Annotated in this window: 22 protein-coding genes; 12 read left to right on the top strand and 10 right to left on the bottom strand. The window is 68.1% G+C overall.

Annotation, left to right across the window (positions count from 1 at the left end; genetic code table 11):
- The 5 genes from OHA40_RS21665 to OHA40_RS21645 all read left to right on the top strand — a co-directional run bounded on the left by OHA40_RS21665 (position 1) and on the right by OHA40_RS21645 (position 6,056).
- The gene (locus OHA40_RS21665) at positions 1–912 is read left to right on the top strand and encodes an alpha/beta hydrolase (RefSeq protein WP_330228713.1); all 912 of its coding nucleotides are present in this window, start codon (positions 1–3) and stop codon (positions 910–912) included.
- Positions 913–1,031: 119 nt separating this feature from the next.
- Positions 1,032–2,825, top strand: coding sequence for an AMP-dependent synthetase/ligase (locus OHA40_RS21660; protein WP_330228712.1), 1,794 nt, complete (start codon positions 1,032–1,034; stop codon positions 2,823–2,825).
- Between the two features lie 126 nt (positions 2,826–2,951).
- Positions 2,952–3,620: a hypothetical protein gene (locus OHA40_RS21655; protein WP_330228711.1), complete on the top strand. Its 669-nt coding sequence runs from the start codon at positions 2,952–2,954 to the stop codon at positions 3,618–3,620.
- 67 nt (positions 3,621–3,687) lie between these two features.
- On the top strand, positions 3,688–5,328 hold the full coding sequence (locus OHA40_RS21650; protein ID WP_330228710.1) for a molybdopterin-dependent oxidoreductase: 1,641 nt from the start codon (positions 3,688–3,690) through the stop codon (positions 5,326–5,328).
- A gap of 101 nt (positions 5,329–5,429) precedes the next feature.
- Positions 5,430–6,056 carry a Uma2 family endonuclease gene (locus tag OHA40_RS21645; RefSeq protein ID WP_330228709.1) on the top strand — a complete coding sequence of 209 codons (627 nt, stop codon included), beginning with the start codon at positions 5,430–5,432 and terminating at the stop codon, positions 6,054–6,056.
- A 42-nt stretch (positions 6,057–6,098) separates the two neighbouring features.
- Here the strand turns inward: OHA40_RS21645 and OHA40_RS21640 are convergent, their stop codons facing one another.
- The 3 genes from OHA40_RS21640 to OHA40_RS21630 all read right to left on the bottom strand — a co-directional run bounded on the left by OHA40_RS21640 (position 6,099) and on the right by OHA40_RS21630 (position 9,795).
- Positions 6,099–7,586 (bottom strand): DHA2 family efflux MFS transporter permease subunit, encoded by a 1,488-nt coding sequence (locus OHA40_RS21640; RefSeq protein WP_330228708.1) that lies wholly within the window; start codon positions 7,584–7,586, stop codon positions 6,099–6,101.
- A gap of 11 nt (positions 7,587–7,597) precedes the next feature.
- Positions 7,598–8,293 carry a PadR family transcriptional regulator gene (locus OHA40_RS21635; protein ID WP_330228707.1) on the bottom strand — a complete coding sequence of 232 codons (696 nt, stop codon included), beginning with the start codon at positions 8,291–8,293 and terminating at the stop codon, positions 7,598–7,600.
- A 608-nt stretch (positions 8,294–8,901) separates the two neighbouring features.
- Positions 8,902–9,795 carry an ABC transporter substrate-binding protein gene (locus OHA40_RS21630; protein WP_330228706.1) on the bottom strand — a complete coding sequence of 298 codons (894 nt, stop codon included), beginning with the start codon at positions 9,793–9,795 and terminating at the stop codon, positions 8,902–8,904.
- Positions 9,796–10,027: 232 nt separating this feature from the next.
- On the opposite strand from OHA40_RS21630, the gene OHA40_RS21625 reads away from it, so the two are divergent.
- The 4 genes from OHA40_RS21625 (at position 10,028) to OHA40_RS21610 (ending at position 13,550) form a co-directional block, all read left to right on the top strand.
- Positions 10,028–10,912 carry an ABC transporter substrate-binding protein gene (locus tag OHA40_RS21625; RefSeq protein WP_330234316.1) on the top strand — a complete coding sequence of 295 codons (885 nt, stop codon included), beginning with the start codon at positions 10,028–10,030 and terminating at the stop codon, positions 10,910–10,912.
- Positions 10,913–10,925: 13 nt separating this feature from the next.
- A complete protein-coding gene (locus tag OHA40_RS21620) occupies positions 10,926–12,074 on the top strand; it encodes an ABC transporter ATP-binding protein (protein WP_330228705.1) in 1,149 nt (382 codons plus the stop codon).
- Between the two features lie 94 nt (positions 12,075–12,168).
- Positions 12,169–12,837, top strand: a complete 669-nt coding sequence (locus OHA40_RS21615) for an ABC transporter permease (protein WP_330228704.1) — start codon at positions 12,169–12,171, stop codon at positions 12,835–12,837.
- Positions 12,834–13,550, top strand: coding sequence for an ABC transporter permease (locus OHA40_RS21610; protein ID WP_330228703.1), 717 nt, complete (start codon positions 12,834–12,836; stop codon positions 13,548–13,550). Before OHA40_RS21615 ends, OHA40_RS21610 begins: the two co-directional genes overlap by 4 nt.
- A gap of 86 nt (positions 13,551–13,636) precedes the next feature.
- Here OHA40_RS21610 and OHA40_RS21605 read toward each other — a convergent pair whose 3' ends face one another.
- The 4 genes from OHA40_RS21605 to OHA40_RS21590 all read right to left on the bottom strand — a co-directional run bounded on the left by OHA40_RS21605 (position 13,637) and on the right by OHA40_RS21590 (position 17,078).
- On the bottom strand, positions 13,637–14,833 hold the full coding sequence (locus OHA40_RS21605; protein ID WP_442943784.1) for an NAD(P)-dependent malic enzyme: 1,197 nt from the start codon (positions 14,831–14,833) through the stop codon (positions 13,637–13,639).
- Between the two features lie 672 nt (positions 14,834–15,505).
- Positions 15,506–15,982 (bottom strand): hypothetical protein, encoded by a 477-nt coding sequence (locus OHA40_RS21600; RefSeq protein ID WP_330228701.1) that lies wholly within the window; start codon positions 15,980–15,982, stop codon positions 15,506–15,508.
- Positions 15,961–16,227, bottom strand: a complete 267-nt coding sequence (locus OHA40_RS21595) for a hypothetical protein (protein ID WP_330228700.1) — start codon at positions 16,225–16,227, stop codon at positions 15,961–15,963. The genes OHA40_RS21600 and OHA40_RS21595 overlap by 22 nt, the downstream gene beginning before the upstream one ends.
- A complete protein-coding gene (locus OHA40_RS21590; RefSeq protein ID WP_330228699.1) occupies positions 16,224–17,078 on the bottom strand; it encodes a PHP domain-containing protein in 855 nt (284 codons plus the stop codon). Before OHA40_RS21590 ends, OHA40_RS21595 begins: the two co-directional genes overlap by 4 nt.
- An 82-nt stretch (positions 17,079–17,160) precedes the next feature.
- On the opposite strand from OHA40_RS21590, the gene OHA40_RS21585 reads away from it, so the two are divergent.
- Complete coding sequence (locus tag OHA40_RS21585) at positions 17,161–18,234, top strand: magnesium and cobalt transport protein CorA (protein WP_330228698.1); 1,074 nt, start codon at positions 17,161–17,163, stop codon at positions 18,232–18,234.
- A gap of 12 nt (positions 18,235–18,246) precedes the next feature.
- Here the strand turns inward: OHA40_RS21585 and OHA40_RS21580 are convergent, their stop codons facing one another.
- From OHA40_RS21580 to OHA40_RS21570, 3 genes are read right to left on the bottom strand one after another with little or no spacing between them, the layout of a single operon-like run.
- Positions 18,247–18,828 (bottom strand): suppressor of fused domain protein, encoded by a 582-nt coding sequence (locus tag OHA40_RS21580; RefSeq protein ID WP_330228697.1) that lies wholly within the window; start codon positions 18,826–18,828, stop codon positions 18,247–18,249.
- 3 nt (positions 18,829–18,831) lie between these two features.
- Positions 18,832–19,323 (bottom strand): general stress protein, encoded by a 492-nt coding sequence (locus tag OHA40_RS21575; RefSeq protein ID WP_330228696.1) that lies wholly within the window; start codon positions 19,321–19,323, stop codon positions 18,832–18,834.
- Between the two features lie 12 nt (positions 19,324–19,335).
- Positions 19,336–20,292, bottom strand: a complete 957-nt coding sequence (locus OHA40_RS21570) for an HpcH/HpaI aldolase/citrate lyase family protein (RefSeq protein WP_330228695.1) — start codon at positions 20,290–20,292, stop codon at positions 19,336–19,338.
- 62 nt (positions 20,293–20,354) lie between these two features.
- Between OHA40_RS21570 and OHA40_RS21565 the strand changes: the two genes are divergently transcribed.
- The gene (locus OHA40_RS21565; RefSeq protein ID WP_330228694.1) at positions 20,355–21,635 is read left to right on the top strand and encodes a magnesium transporter MgtE N-terminal domain-containing protein; all 1,281 of its coding nucleotides are present in this window, start codon (positions 20,355–20,357) and stop codon (positions 21,633–21,635) included.
- Complete coding sequence (locus tag OHA40_RS21560) at positions 21,632–22,246, top strand: DUF1003 domain-containing protein (RefSeq protein ID WP_330228693.1); 615 nt, start codon at positions 21,632–21,634, stop codon at positions 22,244–22,246. Before OHA40_RS21565 ends, OHA40_RS21560 begins: the two co-directional genes overlap by 4 nt.
- Positions 22,247–22,286: the final 40 nt, after the last annotated feature.

Genomic DNA, 22,286 nt, shown 5'->3' with positions numbered 1-22,286 from the left:
ATGCGGGACATCAACCTTCCGCTGCCGGTCGCGCGGGCGGTACTGAATCCGATCTTCCGGATCACGCTCAACAAGCGGTTGCCGTTTCCGATGCAGCGCAGGCTGCTCGACATCGGTTCGCGGGCGCAACTGCTGCCCGAAGGCAGCATCGTGCAACGCCTGCGCCTGGGCGGCAGGCCCGTCGAGCGGATCAGCTTCGCGGACACCTCCGATCACGGCGCCGTCCTCTACTTGCACGGCGGCGGGTACGCGGTCGGCTCGACGGCGACCCACCGTTCACTGGCGGCCCGGCTGGCGCGCGACACCGGCTGCGCGGTCTACGTTCTGGACTATCGACTGGCACCGGAGCATCCGTTCCCCGCGGCGCTGGACGACGCCGAGGCCGCGTTCCTGGAGCTGATGGCGAGCTACCACGCGGGGCAGATCGCCGTCTCCGGTGATTCCGCGGGCGGCGGTCTCTCGCTGGCGCTGGCGCAACGGCTGATCGCGCGGCATGGATCCACTCCTGCCGCGCTCGGCCTGATCGCACCGTGGTCGGATCCCAACCGGATCCCGGATCGCGAGCGCGACTTGGTGATCAGCAAGCCGTGGTCGCGCGCCTGCGCGGCGGCCTATCTGGGCGACGGGGACCCAGCCGACTCGGTTTACGCACCCCTGACCGGCGAGCTGCGCGGTCTGCCGCCGACTTATGTGCAAGTCGACGTCAGCGAGCTGCTGCACACGCAGTGCGTGGATCTGGTCGCCGCGCTGCGGGCGGCGGGCGTGCATGTCCAGTTCACCGAGAGCAAGGGCTTGTGGCACGTCGCACAGCTGCAGGCCGCGCTGGCGGCACCCGCGGCGGCCGCGTTGGGTGAGCTCGCCGGATTCCTGCGCGAAGCGCTCCAACCCGCGGACCTGCGCGAACTAGGATGAGCAGCGGAGCGGATCCGTACCGGGCGGTAATGTGCGGATCCGAATTCGGTGGTCGACCTCACGGCCCTGGCACAGGTGTCGTAGATTACTGGCGAGTAAACCCACGTGGAAGGGCAGTGATGCGAGAGTTCGAAGTCCCGGCTTCTTACACCATCCCGGATGACGCGAACAATTCCGACAACGTCTTCCGCCACGCCGAGCAGACGCCGAACGCGGTGCTGTTCAACGTGCCGAACGGCAGTGGCGGCTGGCGGGACGTCACAGCCGCGGAGTTCGCGACGACCGTCACCGGCGCGGCGAAAGGCCTGATCGCCTCGGGCCTCGAACTCGGCGATCGCGTCGCCATCATGGCCCCGACCCGGTACGAATGGGCCGTCCTCGATTTCGCGATCTGGGCCGCGGGCGGCTGCACCGTCGCGATCTACGACAGCTCCGCCGCCGAGCAGGCCAAGTGGATCCTGCAGGACTCGGCCACCAAGCTGCTGATCCTGGACAGCGACAAGCACCGCAAGGTGATCGACGACATCGAGTCCGGATCGCTGCCGGAGCTGCGGGAGATCCTGCAGATCGACAAGAGCGCGCTGGACGAGCTGATCACCCGCGGCGCCGAGCTGGACGACCAGGCCGTGCACGACCGTCGCGCCCAGGTCGGCGCGCAGTCCCCCGCCACCCTGATCTACACCTCGGGCACCACGGGCCGCCCCAAGGGCGTCATGCTGACCCACGCGAACCTCTACGCGGAGTCCAAGTCCGACGTGATCGCGCTGCACAAGTACGTCGCCGAGGGCAAGAAGACCCTCATGTTCCTGCCGCTGGCGCACGTCTTCGCCCGCGCCGTCGCGCTGGCCGCGTTCGACGCGAAGGTGATCGTCGCGCACACCGCTGACTGGTCCACCCTGGTCGAGCAGTTCGGCAGCTACCGGCCGCACTTCATCCTCTCGGTGCCGCGTGTGTTCGAGAAGGTGTTCAACAGCGCCAAGCAGAAGGCGCACGACGGCGGCAAGGGCAAAATCTTCGACGCCGCCGCGGCCACCGCGATCGCGTGGAGCGAGGCGATCGACAACGGCGGACCCGGCGTGGTGCTCAAGCTGAAGCACGCGCTGTTCGACAAGCTGGTCTACGCCAAGCTGCGGGCGGCGCTCGGCGGCCAGTGCGAGGCGGCCGTCTCCGGCGGCGGCCCGCTCGGCGCGCGGCTCGGCCACTTCTTCCGCGGCGTCGGGGTGACCATCTACGAGGGCTACGGCCTCACCGAGACCACCGCCGCCATCGCCGTGAACACTCCGGAGCACATCCGGGTCGGCTCGGTCGGACGCCCGATCGAGGGGCACGCCGCCAAGATCGCCGAGGACGGCGAGCTGCTGCTGCGCGGCTCGGTCGTGTTCAGCGGTTACTGGGGCAACGCGGAGGCCACCGAGGAAGCCTTCGAGGCCGGCTGGTTCAAGACCGGTGACCTCGGTGCCATCGACCAGGACGGCTTCATCACCATCACCGGCCGCAAGAAGGAGATCATCGTCACCGCGGGTGGTAAGAACGTCTCCCCCGCGCTGCTCGAGGACGAGCTCCGGGCGCATCCGCTGATCAGTCAGGTGATGGTGGTCGGCGACGGCCAGCCGTTCATCGGCGCGCTGATCACGCTGGACCCGGAGGCGCTGCCCGGCTGGAAGGAACGCAACAACCTGCCCGCCGACACGCCCATCGAGAAGCTGATCGAGAACCCGGACCTTATCGCCGAGGTGGACGCCGCGGTGGCCGAGACCAACAAGAAGGTCTCGCACGCCGAGCAGATCAAGAAGATCCGGCTGCTGACCATCGATTGGACCCAGGAGACCGGCGAGCTCACGCCGAAGATGTCGCTCAAGCGCGCCGTCGTGATGAAGCAGCACGCCGAAGACGTGGCGGGCATCTACCACTGAGCTGGTTTCCGAGAGGCGCTGTCCGCGAAGGTCACTCGCGGACAGCGCCTTTCGCGTGCGAGGGCAGGGAGGCAGGCTTGTCGACCCAATCGGAGCCGACATCGTCGAGGACACCGGAGGTTTGCGATGACGAGATCGGAACGGACACAGCCCGCACGTGCACTGCTCGACCGGATCCGGGCAGAGCTGGCGCCATACGACGACAACCGCCTCGTCCCGCGAATCGCGGCAGGCACGGCGCCCCGAGCGACGTTGGCGGCCATCGCCGCCGAGGAACTGCGCATCACCGACAGCGACTGGCGCAGCGTCCATACGTTGGCCGCGCGGGCCGACGAGCCACACGCCCGCGCCTTCTTCAGCGCGCTCGCACCGGGCGAGCAACAGGCGCACCACTTGCTGGACGGTCTGGTGGCGGCGGCCGGTCCGGACACCGGCGCCCAGCAACCGCGGCCGGGCTGCCAGGCGTATCCGGCCTTCATGGCGTGGTTGGCGCTCAACGGCGCCGCCGCTGCGGTCATCGCCGCGTTGTACACGAATCTCGCCGCCTTCGGCCGGTATTGCGAGGCGGTCGCCGCTGGGATGCGCGAGCACTATGGCTTCGACGACGACGCGTGCGCGTTCTTCGACTTCTACACCGCCGACGCTACTGAGATCGAGGAGAAAGCACTCGCCGCGGTACAGGCCGGTCTCGATTCCGGGCGGCTCGACCCGGACGAAGCCCGGACGTACTCGCGGCTGTTCCAGAGCTACGAGCTGATGTTCTGGAATACCCTCGCCGACGAGTTCGCTGGATAGCCGCGGACTGCCGCACGTCATCGAATGGTCACAATCCGGCCAGCGGTTCGGCAGTAGCCTCGATGCCATGGCCGTGCTGCGACTGCGGGTGGTGGCCGGGATCGTCTCGGCGGGGCTGGCGCTGGGCATTGCCGAACTGCTCGCGGCTTTCTTCGGCGCGGACAGCGCCCCGCTCAATGCCCTCGGCTCGGCCGTGGTCGACCACACGCCCGACGGTTTGCGCGAGTGGGCCATCACCACATTCGGCACGAACGACAAGGCCGTGCTGTATCTGATCATGGGCGTCCTCGCCGCGCTCGTCGCCGGGCTGGCGGGAGCGGCCGAGCGCGGGACGCGCACCGCGGGATCATGGTTGTTCGCCGCCTTCGGCGTGATCGCCGCAGGTGTAGCCGTGGCGCGGACGGGAGTTGGCGGTGCATTGCCGACTGTCATCGGCGTCGCCATTGGCATTTACACGCTGCGCGTGCTGACCCACCGCATCGACCGAATGGCCGAACAGGCATCCTCCGACGCGCAGGCCGATGCGGCGGGCGCTTCGGCCGCGGCAGAACTTCCAGCGGCTCGGTCGACCGATTCGCAAGACCGCGGAATCCGCCAGACCGGAAACGAATCCGACGCAACGGAGCGCAGGAACTCCAGCCCGGAGCGGCGGCAGGTCTTGCAAGGGCTGTTGGTAGCCGGTGGGTTGGCCGTGGTCACGGGCATCGGCGGGCGGCTGCTGGGCCTGCGGCGGCGGGACGTGTCGGGTGAACGGGCCGCGGTGCAATTGCCGGAGCCGACCGCACCCGCTATGCCACTAGCGCCCGGTGCGGATCTGCGCGTACCCGGACTGACGCCGTATTTGACCTCCAACGACGACTTCTACCGAATCGACACCGCACTGATCGTGCCGCAAGTGTCCAAGGATGACTGGTCGCTGCGCATCCACGGCATGGTCGACCGCGAAATCTGGCTCGGCTGGGCGGATTTCGCGCATCGGCCGGTGGAGGAACGCCTGATCACCCTGGCCTGCGTGTCGAATCCGGTCGGCGGCGACCTGATCGGCAACGCGCGCTGGCTCGGCTACCGCCTGGACCAGCTACTCGCCGAAGCGGGCCCGCACCCGGATGCCGACATGGTGCTATCACACAGCACCGATGGTTGGACCGCGGGCACTCCCCTCGCTGTGCTCACCGATGGACGCGACGCCCTGCTTGCGGTCGGCATGAACGGCGAACCCCTTCCCGTGCAACACGGTTACCCGGCGCGTCTGGTCGTGCCGGGCCTCTACGGCTACGTCTCGGCCACGAAGTGGGTGACCGAACTGGAGGTCACCCGCTTCGATCGCGCCACCGCCTACTGGACCCGTCGCGGCTGGTCGGCGCTCGGCCCGATCAAGACCGGCACCCGCATCGACACCCCACGCGGCAGCAAGCGCCTCACGCCGGGTCGGGTTCCCATCGCAGGCGTTGCGTGGGCACAGCACCGCGGCATCCGCGCCGTCGAGGTCCAGATAGACGACGGCCCATGGCAACAGACCCGCCTGTCCGACGAACAGTCCATCGACACGTGGCGCCAGTGGATCTTCGACTGGGACGCCCCCGCAGGCCCGCACACCATCCGCGCCCGCGCCATCGACGGCACCGGCGAAACCCAGACCGCCGAACACCGCGATGTCATCCCCGACGGCGCCACCGGCCATCCCTCGATCACCGTCCGCGTGGGTTGACTTGCATCTCGGATGGTCTCGTAGTGGCAGGCAATGAACGCTTTGTCGACCGGATAGGATCGAGCGAGCCCGGTGGTCGTCGGCCGTTCGAGGAGGGGGCCATGTCCGAAGTTTTGGATTGGGCGCGGGAGGAGAACCTGCAGCCGGCGCCGATCACGTTGGAGATCTGGAAGAAGCTTCCCGAGGATTTCTGCCGCTTGGTGGAGGTGGTGAATGGGGAAGCCGTTCGGGCGGAGTCGCCTACGAGGCCGCATCAGAAGTCCGCTCGCCGGATAGCCGACTTTGTCGAGACCGCTGCCGAAGCTCACGTCAGTCGATACCGCGATGGCTGCTTGGACGTCGATTTGGATTTCGACGTGCTGCTGTGGGAGTTGCCGAGGGTGACAATTCGGCGGTCGGACATTGCGCTGTTCGAATGCGCCCCGCCCGAACTTCGGCCGTTGCCCGCTTCCATGGTCAAACTGGTGGTCGAAGTCGTCTCACCGGGCACCGAGCGTGTGGACACGGCCGACAAGCTCGCGGAGTATGCGCTGGCCGGGATCCCGTGGTACTGGATTGTCTGGGTGTCGAATAATCGCGTCGATTCGATCGAGATCTACGTACTCGACCATGTGCTCGGCCACTACCGACCGCATATGAAGCTGGAGCCGACCGGTTCACAGACCGTGATCGATGTGCCGATCGAGATCAAAATCGACTGGACTCGACTCGGCATGCTGACACGCTGACGCCCGCCCACCAACATTCTCCGGACGGGCATCACCGAGGGCTCAGCTGCTGAGATCGGCCTTGGCCGGTTCCGCCGGGGACGGTGCGCCAGCGGGAGCGGATTGGCCGTGGCGGATGAACAGTGCCGAGGCGATGGCACCGATCAGCAGGACGCCTGCGGGGAGCAGGGTGGACTGGCCGAGGGCGGTGCTGAAGGCGTCCTTCACGAAGTCCGGGATCGGGCCTTGGCCCGCGCCTCCTTCGGAGACCTGACCGCCGCCGCCGAGGTCGTTCGCTGTCATTCTCGCCGCGATCAGAGCGCTGATCGCCGCACTGCCGAGCACCGAACCCACCTGGCGGGTGGTGTTGTAGACACCCGCGCCCGCACCGGCCTGCTGCACCGGCAAGTTGTGTGTGGCGGTCGCTGCCAGCGGCGCCCAGATACAGGCGTTGGCGAATCCGGCCAATCCTGCGGCGACGAGGTACCAGACCAGCGACGAGTCCGGCTCCATCATCGCCGAGAACCAGAACACCGAGACCGCGAACAGGCCGAAGCCGACCGTGGGTACCGCCCTCGGGTGCAGCTGGTCGGCGAATTTGCCGACCAGCGGGGCCGCGACGCCGGTCACGATCGCCATGGGCGCGAAGACCAGCGCGGACTTGGTCGGCGACATCTCCCGCACGGCTTGCAGATAGAAGTACACCGGCACCATCAGCGAGGTCACCGCCGCGCCCATCGCGGCGATGGCGATATTTGACAGCGCGAAGTTGCGATCGCGGAACAGACCCAGCGGCAACAACGGCTCACCGGTGTTGCGGGCCTGATTGACCACGAACACCGCGAGCACCAGCAGGCCCGCGCCGATCATCAGCCAGATGCGCGGCGACCAGTCGTAGCTGTTGCCTTCCTGGATGCCGAATATCAGCAGGAACATGCCGACGCCGCTGAGCAGCATGCCGGGAATGTCGAATTTGTGCTCATGCGTCGGCAGCGCGGGCACCAGCCAGACGGCCAGTGCGAAGGCGACCACACCGACCGGGACGTTCACGATGAAGATCCATTCCCAGCCGAGTCCGTCCACCAGCACGCCGCCGAGGATCGGGCCGACCAGCGTGGCCAGGCCCGCGACGCCGCCCCACAGCCCCATGGCCGCGCCGCGCCGGTCCGGCGGGAACGTCCTGGTGATCACGGCCATGGTCTGCGGCGTCATCAGCGCGGCGCCGACACCCTGTGCGGCGCGGGCGGCGATCAGCATGCCGACGCTGCCGGACACGCCGCACCACAGCGACGCCACGGTGAACACCGCCAGGCCGATCAGATAGATGTTCTTGGGGCCGAAGCGATCACCCAGCCTGCCGGTGACCAGCAGCGGCACGGCGTAGGTGAGCAGGTAGGCGCTGGTCACCCAGATCACCTGTGAGATGTCGGCGTGCAGGTCGGTCATGATCGCCGGATTGGCGACCGCGACGATCGTCATGTCCAGCAGGATCATGAAGAATCCGACAACCAGCGCGACCAGCGCCGGCCACGGATTACGTTGGGTGGACATGTATTTCGTTCCTAACTCGGATCATCCGAAAAACTCGTGACGGAGTTCGCCACGGCACCGTCCGGCGCCGGTGGCCGGGCGGTGGAGGCGACGGCCGGACGTGCGCCGCTCGGTTCGGAGCGCGCGCCGGTCTCGGGGTCGAAGTCCTCCCATTCGAGTGCGCCGCTGTCCAATTCGGCGACGAACTCCTTGACCCAGGCGGCTTCGGCGGCGAGCATGGCCCGGGTGAACGGCAGGGCGATCCAGTAGCGACGCGGGACGGCCCGCTGCTCGGCCCACGTGATCAACATGTCGGAGTCGGCCAGTTCGATTTCCAGCTCACCGATCCGTTCGCGCAGCAGCGCGAGCACCTCTGGCTTGGGCAGATTGTGCAGCTCCCCCAGCGCCACAGGGAAGACCGGATACTCGGGGATGGGTTGCCGCACGATCTCGGCGATACGGTTGCGCAGCGCGTCCCTGCCACGCGTGGTGATCCGGTAGGTGGTGCGCTCTGGCCGGTTACCCGCCCGGTCGACGCCCTCCGCACGGACCAATTCCTGGTCGGCCAGCCGGGACACCGTGTGGTACAGCGATCCTGGCCGCACTTTTACCAGCTTGTCCTCCCGCCGGGAGATCAGCGTCTGATACATCTCGTACGGATGCATGGGTCGTTCCTCGAGCAGCGCGAGCACAGCGATCGCCAACGGCGTCACCGGTGCTTGGCCCATGCGTCGTCACCTCCGTCGATCATTCGTCCGGCCCTTGACGGATACGCCGAGCCCGCCCCTTCGACCCGAACGGTAGCTCCGAGCGCCGACATCCTCCGTACCGTATATTCCATACGGAATATACCGCGTGGAGCGGGCGGCCGACAAGGCTCTACCCCCGCGGTGATCGGCAACACATCATCTCCGGCGCGGCCACGCCAACCCATTCAGCCGAACCCACGACGAGAGGCCATCGAGATACGAGTCTCGATGGCCTCTCGATTCAGCTCCCGTCGCAAGGCCGACATCGTTGGCGACCTTCCACCAGCGCCGTTGCTGGCGCGGGAGTGTGTACTGCGTGGCTTCGCTTCCGGTGGCCCGATCGAGGGCCTGACAAGAAGCCTAGGCCGAGGATTGCCGCTGAGGCAGTGTCGGAGGCGACATCTATCGCGCGATTTCCGACATCTTCCGTGCACCACCGCCGAGACGAGTTCGTGGCATCCCGAACTCCCTGGCGAATTGATCTACGGCCACCCGCGCGGGCGACATCGAACGCAACCCGTTGCCGGAAGAAGACCAGGTCACGAAACCGGAGCGGATGCTGAACAGGCGGCAGCGCGACGGATCGGCTAGAGAGCGTGCTCGTCCAACCAGCCGCGGGCCACGTCGCCCGGCGCGACGCCGTCCTCCCGGACTCGCCGGATCATGGCGGCCAGTTCGTCGGTCGTCAGCTCACCCGCGACATAGTTCAGTTTCTTGATCTGCCGCTCGTCGAGCAGCCCTTTGCGAAACAACGGCAGCACGTTCTCGGCGGGCACGGCGTAGTCGTCGTCGGACAGCACGGTCAGCCCATCGGTCGCGCCCGGAGCGAGCTCGGGCGGACCGGTCAGCAGACCGGCTTGGATCTGCCCGTCCAGCAATGCTTTTCGCAGCGCGGCCGGATCGGCGAATGCCACAGTGGACGCGAACGCGCACCCGGTGACGCGATTGAGCGTGGCCGGACGCGGCAGCACGCCCGGCATCGACGCCACACCTACGGTCAGCTCACGGCAACGGGAGGCGAGATCGCCGACGGACCGTAGTTTGTCGCGCGCCGCCGCCTCCGTGGTGAGCACCACCCGCGGCCGTAGATCGGCGCCGTCGGCGATGTCGGAGATCACCAGCCCTTCGGGCAGCGCGGCGCTCAACGCGTCGGCCACCCTTTTCGGCGGGCGAGCGGTCGCGTGTTCGTCGAGATGGGCCAGCAGCGCGCCGCTGTGCTCGCCGACCACGTGGACCCGATCGGCGTCGAGGGCGGCAAGGTAGTCCGCTCGACCGCCCAGACGCGGCGCGACCGCCGTCCGTACACCGGTCCGCGCCAGCGCGCCCGCATAAATTTCGGCGAGCACCACCGACTCCGCCGAATCGCCCGCCCCGACGGTGATCGAGGGCCCCGGCTGGTCGTTCCCGCAGGATACGACCAGTGCGACCGACGCGAGGACCAGGAATCGGGCCAGTACCCGCTGTGACGCGGCCAACACCATCCGGCGACACCAACTCTCCGACGATTCGACTCAGGCAACGGAAAAACCTGGAAGCGGGCAGTATGGACACCCAGAATGTACCGGCGGCCGCTCGGCACCGAGACCGCGCACCGCCGTCTTGCCGGAAGGGACTCCCGTGAAATCCACCCGCACCTTCGACGCCGCCGGGCGTCGGCGCGTCGTGTTGCGTGCCGCTCGTGTCCTCGCCGCCGCCGCGGCCCTCGCCGTCGCGATGGTCCTGTCCGCGTGTGGCAATTCCGATCCGCTCGCCGCGAGCGGCGACTGTTCGGGGGACGGGCTGGTCGTGGGTTCGGCGAACTTCCCGGAGTCCGAAACCGTGGCCAATGTGTACGCGGAGGTGTTGCGCGTCAACGGATTCGCCGTCGACACCAAGCTCAACATCGGTAGTCGCGAAGCCTACATCCCGGCGGTACGGCAGTGCGCCATTTCGGTGATTCCCGAGTACACCGGCAACCTGCTGCAGTACCTGGACAAGAACGCCACCGCCACCAGCGCCGCCGACATCGACAACGCGCTCGGCACGGCACTCGGCTCGGGCCTGGCCATCGGCACGCCCGCGCCCGGCGAAGATTCCGACGCCGTCGTGGTCACCCGCGCCACCGCCGAACGCTGGAACCTGCGCACCATCGGCGACTTGGCCGCGCACTCGGCCGAGGTGAAATTCGGCGCGCCCGCCGAATTCCAGGAGCGCCCCGGCGGCCTGCCCGGCCTGAAGAAGAACTACAACCTCGACATCGCCGCGAACAACTTCGTGCCGATCGCCGACGGCGGCGGCCCGGCCACGGTGCGCGCGCTGGTCGAGGGCCAGGTGACCGCGGCCAACATCTTCACCACCTCGCCCTCCATCGCGCAGAACAACCTCGTGGTGCTGGAGGATCCGAAGCACAACTTCCCCGCGCAGAACGTCGTCCCGCTGTTCAACGCGGCGAAGAAGTCGGACAAGGCGCTGGCCGCGCTGAACGCGGTGTCGGCCGAACTCACCACCGCGGAACTGATCAAACTGAACGAGGCCGTCTCCGGCACGAGCAAGACCGAGCCGAAGGCCGCCGCCGCGGCCTGGGTCGCCGCTCAGGGGCTGAACAAGCCGGTCGGCTAGGGAGGGAAAACCGTTGTCCGATATCGAGTTCTCCGGTATCAGCAAGACCTATCCGGACGGCACACACGCCGTCGCCGACCTCGACCTGCGCATCGAATCCGGTTCGTTCACCGTGTTCGTCGGCCCTTCCGGCTGCGGGAAGACGACCTCGATGCGGATGATCAACCGCATGATCGTCCCCAGTTCCGGCACGATCAGCATTGCCGGAGAGGACATTTCGACGCTCGATCCGGTACGTCTTCGCCTCGGCATCGGGTATGTCATCCAGAGCGGTGGCCTGCTGCCGCACCGGACGGTCGTCGACAATGTGGCGACCGTGCCCGTGCTGCGCGGCGACTCGCGCCGCGCCGCCCGCGCCGCCGCGCTCGAGGTGCTGGACCGGGTGGGCCTGGACCGGTCGCTGGCCGGTCGCTACCCGGCGCAGCTGTCCGGTGGGCAGCAGCAGCGCGTCGGCGTGGCCCGCGCGCTGGCGGCGGACCCGCCGATTCTGCTGATGGACGAGCCGTTCAGTGCCGTCGACCCGGTGGTGCGCGCCGAGTTGCAGGTCGAAATGCAAAGACTGCAGGCCGAATTGCACAAGACCATCGTGTTCGTCACGCACGACATCGATGAGGCGATCACGCTCGGCGATCGGGTGGCGGTGTTCGGCCGCGGCGGTGTGCTGCAGCAATACGACCCGCCGCGGCATCTGCTCGCCCAGCCCGCCACCGATTTCGTCGCCGACTTCGTCGGCCGCGACCGCGGTTACCGCGGGCTGTCCTTCCGCGCCGCGAACGACGTTCCGCTGCACGAGATCCGGACCGCGGCGGCGGACGAGGTCACCGCACTGCGGCTGGACGAGGGCGAGTGGGTACTGGTGGTCGACGCTGCGGGTAAGCCGCTCGGCTGGGTGGACGTGACCGGTGTCGAGGGTCTGCGCGCCGGGCGCGCTCTCACCGACAGCGTGTCGGCGGGCGGCTCACTGTTCACCCCGGCCGGTGACCTGCGCCAGGCACTGGACGCCGCGATCTCCTCGCCGTCCGGAATCGGCGTGGCAGTGGACGATGCCGGTGCCGTGCGCGGTGGCGTGCTGGCCACCGAGGTGCTCGAACAACTGGCGGGGCAGCGCGCGCACGATGACGCCGAACGCAACCGGCACTTCTTCGAAGAGCACGCACGGTGAGCGAGCGTCAGCGAGTGAACCAGAAGACACAGCGCGCTCTCGCGAACGGCGGAGCCGAGCGCCAGCGAGGCGCAGTCGTGAGCGGCGAATCGACATGAAATATCTCGTCGCGAACTTCTCGGAGATCATGGGGTTCACCGCGACCCATCTCTACCTCGCGCTGGTGCCGCTGCTGCTGGCATTGGTGATCGCGGTTCCGGTCGGCGCGCTGGTGCGGCGGGTGTCGTGGCTGCGGCGGGTCACGGTGACCGCCGCGAGCCTGGCCTACACCATTCCGTCGCTGGCGCTGCTGGTGATCATTCCGCCACTGGTGGGGATTTCGGCCATCGATCCGCTGAACGTGATCATCGCCCTCACCGTGTATTCCACGGCGTTGCTGGTGATCGCGGTGCCCGCTGCGCTGGATTCGGTGCCCGCCTCCGTGCTCGACGCGGCCGACGCGGTCGGCTACGGCCCGCTGCGCCGCACGCTCACGGTGGATATGCCGCTCGCGGTCCCGGTCTTCGTGTCCAGCCTGCGTGTGGTGGTGGTGACCAATATCGCGATGGTGTCGGTTGGCGCACTGATCGGGGTCGGCGGGCTCGGCAAGCTGTTCACCCAGGGCTATCAGCGCGACTATCCGGACGAGATCGTCGCGGGCGTCATCGTGACGCTGGCTCTCGCGTTGGTCGCCGACCGCGTGGTGTACGCCCTCGGCCGCTGGTCGACACCGTGGGTGCGCGCGGATGCCAGGGCCGCGAAAGCGAAAGGCGGTGCCGCATGAATCTTTTCATCGACGCCTGGCACTACTTCACCGATGGCGCCAATTGGGGCGGACCGTCGGGCATCGAAACCCGCATCGTCCAGCACCTGTGGTACAGCGTCCTGACCATCGCCGTCTCAGCGGCCATCGCGGTGCCGCTCGGACTGGTCATCGGCCACACCAGGCGCGGGGCAGCGGTGCTGGTCGGCTTCGCCAACGCGATGCGTGCGCTGCCGACGCTCGGTCTGCTGACGTTCGTGGTGCTGCTGCTCGGGCTCGGCCTGATCCCCCCGCTGCTGGCGCTGGTCACGGTCGGCGTACCGCCACTGCTTGCGGGTGCGTACGCCGGAATCGCCAATGTCCCTGACGATGTCGTGGACGCCTCGCGGGCCATGGGCATGACCGAGCGGCAGATCCTGTTCCGGGTGGAAGTGCCCAATGCGCTGCCCATCCTGCTCACCGGCCTGCGCGGCGCCACGCTGCAGGTGGTGGCCACCGCGACCATTGCCGCCTACGTCAACCTCGGTGGACTCGGCCGCTACATCTTCGACGGCATCAGCCTCTATCGCTACGACCGCGTGCTGGTGGGTGCGCTCCTGGTGGCGGTGCTCGCGATGCTGCTGGACGGTCTGCTCGCGTTCACGGTGTGGGCCAGCGCGCCGGGGAGCGGCAGATTGCGCCGATCGCCGCGACTGGCCATCGCACCCGCGACCGATTTGCGGAGCGCGGACTGAGCTCAGTCGATGCCACCCATAGCGTTCCGACGACAAGGGCGCCCCGCTCGAGCGGGGCGCCCTCGGTCTCTGTGCGGAGATTCGTGTTACGCGACGCCCTCGGCGCGAGCCGCGGCCGCGACTGCCTCCGCGACCGCGGGGGCGACCCGGGGATCCAGCGGGCTGGGGACGATCTTCTCCGGACCCAGCTCGTCGAGGACGACGCTGAGGATGGCGTCGGCCGCGGCGATCTTCATGCCCTCGGTGATCCGGCGCGCGCCGGCGTCCAGGGCGCCCTTGAAGACGCCGGGAAAGGCCAGCACGTTATTGATCTGGTTCGGGAAGTCGCTGCGGCCGGTGGCCACGATCGCGGCGTACTTGCGCGCCACCTCGGGGTGGATCTCCGGGTCCGGGTTGGACATGGCGAACACGATCGATTCCGGCGCCATCGACGCGATGAGCTCCTCGGCGATCAACCCGGCGGACAGGCCGAGGAACACGTCGGCACCCGCCAGCGCCTCGGCCGCGCCGCCGGTGCGGCCGCGCGGGTTGGTGCGGGTGGCCAGCTCGGCCTTCACCTCGTTGAGGTCGCCGCGGTCGCGGCTCACGATGCCCTTGGAGTCGAGCACGGTGACATCCCGGACACCCGCGGCGAGCAAGATGTTCGTGCACGCCACCCCGGCGGCGCCCGCGCCGGACACCACGACCTTCAGTCCCTCGATGCCGCGGCCCTGCACCTTGGCCGCACCGTTGAGGGCGGCGAGCACCACGATGGCGGTGCCGTGCTGGTCGTCGTGCATGACCGGGCAGTCAAGCGCCTCGATGACTCGCTTCTCGATCTCGAAGCAGCGGGGGGCGGAGATGTCCTCCAGGTTCACCGCGCCGAAGCTCGGGCGCAGGCGGATCAGCGTCTCGACGATCTCGTCGACGTCCTTGGTGTCCAGCACGATCGGGATCGAGTCCAGCCCGGCGAACTTCTTGAACAGCGCGGCCTTGCCCTCCATCACCGGCAGCGAGGCGCGCGGGCCGATGTCACCGAGGCCGAGCACGGCGGTGCCGTCGCTGACCACGACCACGAGCCGATCGGTCCAGGTGTAGCGCTTGGCCAGCGTCACGTCCTCCGCGATCGCCCGGCTGACCTGGGCGACGCCAGGCGTGTAGGCGATGGAGAGATCGCGCTGGGTCTCCAAGGGCGCACTGAGTTCGACCGAGAGCTTGCCGCCGAGATGTCCCGCGAAAATTTCGTCGTTGGTGATTTCGGAAAGGCTTGCGGTGGCATTCGGTGCGTCAGTCACAGGTGACACGATTTCACTCCTGCTCGGGTCGGGCTAAACCGGGGGACGGTTACCACCGGGTAATCGATATAAGACGTTTCACTAGGCTCATCGAGTGCGCTGACCGGGATGTTTCGAGGCGGCTGCGAGCGAGCGAACACGGCTTGCCGATATCTCGATGGCATGGCGCGGCACTGATCCGCGGAGCAAGAACCGGACGGGTGGGTCCGGACAGAACATGCGGTGCGATCCCTCGGGCCGCGACGGTACGTCGCGAGGCGGAGGTCTCCGTAACTCCCCTACCCGGCGGTGGCATAGGTAAGGAATCCGACACATTCTGCCAGTCCGGTAGGCGAGTTGCCAAACCGGTTCCCCCTCGGCGGTGTCGCGCGTCATCATTTCACGGTAAGACGCGGGAATTACCCTGAGGTAAGCGGAAACTCGCACCTCACGGCCGCGATGCGGTGAGTTGTCGCACCGGTCGATACCTTGCATCTGTGAGACCTGGGCGGCGGCCTCAGCGATCGCTCGGCGTGCGCTACCGACGGACTCCATCCGACGACTCCCAGTATGCGGCTGCCGCCGCCTTTCTTCGACCCGGCGCGAACCGCGGAGGGAGTTCGTTCGACTGTGTCCCCTGTGCGGCTGCCTCGATCCTCCCTCGATCCCGGCGCTGACGGCGGACGAAACACCGCGCCGCCCCTAGGCGACGATATCGCGCGCCTGTTTTTCTGTTGTCGCGCTCGGCGCATCCGGACGCACCCACACGCGGCGCACCCCGCCAGACATCAGCCGCACCCGCCGATCATCCCACGCGCCACCCAGCCCGCTGAATCCGCTCACCGCGCCACTGATCGACTCGCGGCTGGCGACGTCGCCCGCGGCGAACAGGCCCGCGACGGTAGTAGCGCAGTCCGGTCCGGTGACGCGCAGTCCTCCGGTGCCGCGCACTGTGCCCGCCAGGACCGCATGCAGCGGCACCCGCCTCGCCCGGTCGGCCATACTCTCGCGAGTCAGCCCTGCGCGCACTGCCACCGGCACGTCGTCGAGCGCGGCGAATACCCGGCGGCCATTGGCGATGGCCGCGAGCGCAGCCGAACCGTGCGTTCGAGAAATGAGCGGGCACAATTCACCGACCCGCAACCAAAGCAGTTGCGTCAGCTCCACCATTGCGTCCATAGCAATAATCCAGCAGCCAGGAAAACCATCGCCGATCCGGTCAAGGCGGCCACACCCCGATGCCGGTCCGCGTAGATCTGCGCCGCGAGGGCCACGGCGGCGGCCGCCAGATGCCAGGCGACCGACTCGCCTCCCGGCCCGGGAAAGCCACGCCGGTCCGCGATCACCGCGGCGCCGACCACGACGAGCATGCCTGCGAATGTGCCCGCGGCGACGAGGCCGCTGAGCCCACGCACCAATCTCACGGGGCGATCACCGGCACGCCGGTTGCCTTGCTCGCCAGCTTCTCGAATTGCACTGGGTCGGTGGTGAATTCGCCGAGCCGGATGGCCTTGTTCGCGCCGTGGTAGTCCGACGAGCCGGTGGAGAGCAGGCCGAGCTCGGCGACGAGGGCGGTCAGCAGGGCGCGGTCGGCCGCGGAGTGGTCGGGGTGCGCGATCTCCAGACCGCCGAGTCCGAGCCCGGCCAGCTCGCGGATGTCGTCGATCGCGAGCAGCCTGCCCCGCTTGCGCGCCCTGGTGTGGGCGAGGACGCTGACCCCGCCCGCGGTCGCGATCATCTCGACCGCGCGGTGCAGCGGGGTGTCGGCCTTTTCGGCGTAATAGCGTCCGTGCGGAGCGAGCAACTCGGTGAAAGCCGCGTCCACGCTCGGCACCACACCCGCTTCGACCAGCGCTCGCGCCAGATGCGGTCGCCCGGCCGACGGCCCCGCCGAGGCGAGCACGGCGTCCGGGTCGATGGGCAATCCGTCGGCGGCCATTCGCTCGGCCATGGCGCGCAGACGCTCCACCCGTTCGGCGCGCAGGCGCTCGCGCTCCTCGGCGAAGGAGCGATCGGCAGGGTCGAACAGATACGCCAGCAAATGCACAGGAACCGGCCAGCCGTCCGCACCCAAACCGACGCAGGACATCTCCATGCCGCGGACCAGCGTGAGCCCCTTCGGTAGCGCGTCGACGGCCTCCGCCCAGCCGGCCGTGGTGTCGTGATCGGTGATCGCGACGACATCGAGTCCCGCGGCGGCGGCGTTGCGCACCAGTTCGGCCGGAGTGTCGGTACCGTCGGACGCGGTCGAATGGGTATGCAGGTCGATACGCACGCCCTCAGTCTTACAGTGCCCGGACTTCTGCCCTCACCCGCAGGCGCCCTTCCGCGCCCACGCGCAACGTAGCATCGTCGTTGTGCCGTCGTTTTCCCCGCTCTCGTCGTTTCGCGGCTCCAGCCGGACACCGCAACAGCGGTTCATCCCGGTGCCGACCGAACGGGCGATCGTCGACTGCGCGGTCTACGTGGAGGGCAAGCGTCTGCCCGGCCGGTTCACCCACAAGCAGGCACTCGCGCGAGTGCGCGACGAGGCAACCGGATTCGTCTGGGTCGGCCTGCACGATCCGGATTCCGCGCAGATGGCCGATATCGCGGCCACCTTCGGGCTGCACCAGCTGGCCGTGGACAACGCGCTGCAGAAGCACCAGCGGCCCAAGCTGGAGCGCTATGACGACATGCTGTTGCTGGTGCTGCGCACGGTCAGTTACGTCGAGCACGAACTCGGCGCCGTCAGCGAGATCGTGGAGACCGGCGAGATCGTCGTGTTCACCGGCTTCGACTTCGTGGTCGCGGTGCGGCACGGCGAGCATTCCGGGCTCGCCGAGGTACGTAAGGCGTTGGAGGAAGACCCCGCACAGCTGTCGCTCGGGCCGGGCGCTGTGCTGCACGCGATCACCGACCGGGTGGTCGACTCCTACATCAAGGTGGCCCAGTCGGTCGAGAACGACATCGATGAGATGGAAGAACAGACCTTCACCCCGCGCAGCAAGGTCACCGTGGAATCCATCTACCAGCTCAAACGCGAGGTGGTGGAACTGCGGCGCGCGGTGAACCCGCTCGCCGCGCCGCTGGAGCTGCTCGGCCACAATCCGGACCTGCCGATGCCCAAGGAGGTTCGGCGCTATCTGCGCAACGTCACCGAGCGCCACGCCGGCGTCACCGAGCGGATCAACGACTTCGACGAGGCGCTCAGCGCGCTGATCAGCGCGGCGCTGGCGAAGGTCACGGTGCAACAGAACACCGACATGCGCAAGATCTCGGCGTGGGTCGCGATCGCGGCCGTGCCGACGATGATCGCGGGTATCTACGGCATGAACTTCGACCACATGCCGGAGTTGCACCAGGTCTGGGGTTATCCAGCAGTGTGGCTGGTCATCCTCACCATCTGCACGGGTTTGCTGATCACCTTCCGCCGCAACAAGTGGTTGTAGCCTCGCCGCGGCTCACAGACTGGCTGCGCCCCGTCCCGGATCGCGCACATCGATCCCCGCCTCCTGCCATGCCTCCCGCAGCGCCTGCGCGCCGCGGACCCGCACCCACGCCGCCTCGGTCGCGGTCACCGGCGTCACCGCGAAGTACCGCACCGGCTCGGCCGGCTCGGGCAGCACGACGTCGGGAATCTCGCTGTCACCGAGCAGAACCGCGGTGAACGGCGCATCGCGCCACATCGGCTCACCCAGGTCCATCAGCGCATCCGCTTGCAGCACAATGCCTTCCACGGCGGGCGCGGCGGCGAGCACACCGAGCGACTTGGCCACCCCCGAACTCGCGCCGACGCCGGACCGCAGCGTCAGCACCAGCTCCGCGCGCGGGCCCCGCACCGGATCCGCGTGCAGCGCGGCGGGATCGCCCATCGGATGCCGGGCCCCGCCCAGCGTCGCATAGTGCACCAGATCACCGTCGACGATGCGCAGGATCTCGATCGGCTCCAAGCCGAGGAACGTCACCGACGCCGCGTCGACGCTCGCGGCCTCCACGTCGAAATGGCCCAGCACCGCGGTGCGGACCGTCCTCAGTACTTCCATGCGTCAGATGGCCAGCCGCGCGAGCATGTCACGCGCCTGCTCGGCCGACTTCGGGTCGCACAACACGTCGTAACGGCCCGCCACCAGCTGCATGGTGGACGCGAAATCGCGTTGCCCCTTGGTCGCCGCGTACGGGATCGAGGTCGAGATGACGCCGAAGATGATGCCGCCGATCAGGCCGACCAGCAGCGGGCCGAACGCGCCGCTGGTGGTGAACAGGCTCAGCAGCAGACCGAGGAACAGGCCGAGCCAGGCGCCCGACACCACGCCGCCGCCGATCACCTTGCCCCAGGTCAGCCGATAGAGCACCCGCTCGACCTGCATCAGGTCGACGCCGACGATGGTCACGTCCTGCACCGGGAACTGGTTGTCGGCCAGATAGTCGACCGCCTTCTGCGCCTCGGCATAGGTCGGGTAGGAGCCGACCGGCCAGCCCGACGGGGGCGTCGGAAGGCCCTGCCGCGCGCGGTTCGAGTTCCCCAAGGGATTCGTCATGTCTCTATTCTGCTATCGCGACGTGGACAGCGGTGGGGTGAAACGCGTGGTGCGCGTCATTCCGGCGGCCCGGCCCTGCTCCGCGATCACCTGGGCCATCTTGGCGCTCGCCTCATCGATCATCTCGTCGCCGAGCATGACCGCGCCGCGGGCGCCGCCGGTGGCAGACGTGTGGAAGGCGTACGCATCCAGGATCTCTTCGGCGCGGTCGTAGTCCGACTGGCGCGGGCTGAAGATCTCGTTCGCCGCCTCGATCTGACCGGGGTGCAGCACCCATTTGCCGTCGAACCCGAGTGCCGCGGTGCGCGCGGCCGCCCGCCGGAAGCCCTCGACATCACGGATCTGCAGGTAGGGGCCGTCGATCGCCTGAAGTCCGTGCGCGCGGGCGGCGAGCAGGATGGTCATCAGAATGTGGTGGTAGGCGTCGCCGGTGTCATAGCCCTCCGGCTGTTCGCCGACCACGAGGGTGCGCATGTTGATGCTGGCCATGAAGTCGGCCGGACCGAAGACCAGGGTCTGTACCCGGGGGCTCGCGGTGGCGATCGCATCGATATTGCGCAGGCCCAGCGCGTTCTCGAGCTGCGGCTCGATGCCGATCCGGCCGACATCGAGGCCGCAGGTCTTCTCCAGCTGGGTCAGCAGCAGGTCGAGAGCGCGCACCTGACCGGCGTCGGTCACCTTGGGCAGCAGAATCGCGTCCAGCGCCGCGCCCGCGCCCTCGACCACGGAAATGACATCGGTATAAGTCCATTCGGTGGTCCAGTCGTTCACCCGGACCACGCGCAGCTGCGAGCCCCAGCCGGAGTCGTTCAGCGCCGCCACGATATTCGCGCGCGCCTCGGCCTTGGCCACCGGCGCGACCGCGTCCTCCAGATCGAGGAACACCTCGTCGACGGGCAGCGTCTTGGCTTTCTCGATCATCTTCGTGTTGCTGCCCGGGCAGGCGAGCACCGAACGTCGCGGCTTCATGATCACTCCCGTCGATCGTGGCGCGGGTCGGGCACCCGCCCGCGAACCTCTAGCCTGGCAGCATGGCAGCAACCAGGGTGTACGTCGCCAGGCTGGCCGGCCTGGTGGTGCTGGGACCGGACGGCGAGTCTATCGGCCGGATCCGCGACGTGGTCGTGGCCATCCGCTACGACCGCCAGCAACCGCGCGTGCACGGACTCGTCGTCGAATTGCCGACCCGGCGGCGCATTTTCGTACCGATCCTGCGGGTCACCGCGATCGAGCCCGGCATGGTCACGCTGAACACCGGGACGGTCAGCCTGCGGCGATTCACCCAGCGGCCCGGCGAGCTGCTCGCCTTGGCGCAGATCGCGGATTCGGTAGTGCGGGTGCAGGACCCGGACCTGCCGGATCTGGTGGGCGTGGACGTGCACGTGGTCGATCTCGGCATCGAACAGACCCGCAGCAGGGACTGGCTGGTCACCCGACTCGCGGTGCGCGGGCACCGCAGGCTCGGACGCAGGCGCACCGTGCACGTGGTCGACTGGACCAGGGTCTCCGGCCTGACCCCCTATGAGATCGGCAAGCCCGGACAGGACGTCACCCAGCTGCTGGAACAGTTCGAGGGGATGCGCGCGGCCGACGTCGCCCAGATGTTGCGTGAGCTGCCGGAGAAGCGGCGCGTCGAAGTCGCCGTCGCGCTGGACGACGAACGCCTCGCCGACGTGGTGCAGGAGCTGCCCGACGACGAGCAGGTCGAGCTGCTCAGCCACTTGGAGGTGCGCAGAGCCGCGGACGTGCTGGAGGCGATGGACCCCGACGACGCCGCCGACCTGCTGGGCGAACTGCCCGAAAGCGAGGCCGAATCGCTGCTCGCCCTGATGGATCCGCAGGAGTCCGAGCCGGTCCGCAGGCTGCTCGAACACTCCCCCTACAGCGCGGGCGGTTTGATGACACCGAAGCCGGTCATCCTGACGCCGTCCACGACGGTGGCCGAGGCGCTGGCGCGGGTGCGCAACCCCGACCTCACCCCGGCGCTGGCCTCCATGGTGTTCGTGGTCCGTCCGCCCACCGCGACGCCGACCGGGCGCTATCTCGGTTCGGTGCACATCCAGCAGTTGCTGCGCGAGCCACCCGCCCATCTGGTCGGCGGCATTCTCGACACCGACCTGTCGCCGCTGCGCCCCGAACTCCCGCTGGCCGCGGTGACCCGCTACTTCGCGACCTACAACCTGGTCTGCGGGCCGGTGGTGGACGAGGAGAACCATCTGCTCGGCGCGGTCAGCGTCGACGACGTGCTCGACCACCTTCTGCCCGAGGACTGGCGTGATCAGGAAGCCAACGACGAGAGGGGCCGGGCATGACCGAGAGCGACACCGGCACGCGGCTCGGCTACAGCAGGGCCCGCCAACGCCTGGAGACCCCGGTGGAAAGCCGGTTCAGGTTGGAGTGGGACGCCGAAGCGATGGCCCGCAGCAGCGAGCGGGTGGCGCGGTTCCTGGGCACGGGACGGTATCTGGCGGTCCAGACGATCCTGGTGGTGGTCTGGATTCTCTTGAACGTCTTCGCGGTCAGGCTGCGGTGGGACCCGTATCCGTTCATTCTGTTGAATCTGGCCTTCTCTACCCAGGCCGCGTACGCCGCGCCGCTGATCCTGCTCGCGCAGAACCGCCAGGACAACCGGGACCGCGTCGCCCTGGAGGAGGACCGGATGCGGGCCGCTCAGACCAAGGCGGACACCGAGTTTCTGGCCCGGGAGCTCGCGGCGTTGCGCTTGGCGGTCGGTGAGGTGGTCACGCGTGATTACCTGCGCCGCGAATTGGAAGAAATGAAAGGAATTCTGAACCGGATCGATTCCGCGGAATCCTCGGAAAGCGAGATTCACGCGGAAGGAACCGGAAAGACCGGCCGCCAGAAAAGCCCCGGCCGAAAGTCTGTTCCGACACCGGCTTCACCGCCGGTAACCGATGATTGACCGGAAATACCCGACAACGACCTGACCGGTGGGTAACCTG

The sequence above is a fragment of the Nocardia sp. NBC_00508 genome, from assembly GCF_036346875.1.
Classification (GTDB): domain Bacteria; phylum Actinomycetota; class Actinomycetes; order Mycobacteriales; family Mycobacteriaceae; genus Nocardia.
This window is presented reverse-complemented; position numbering and strand designations above follow the sequence as displayed.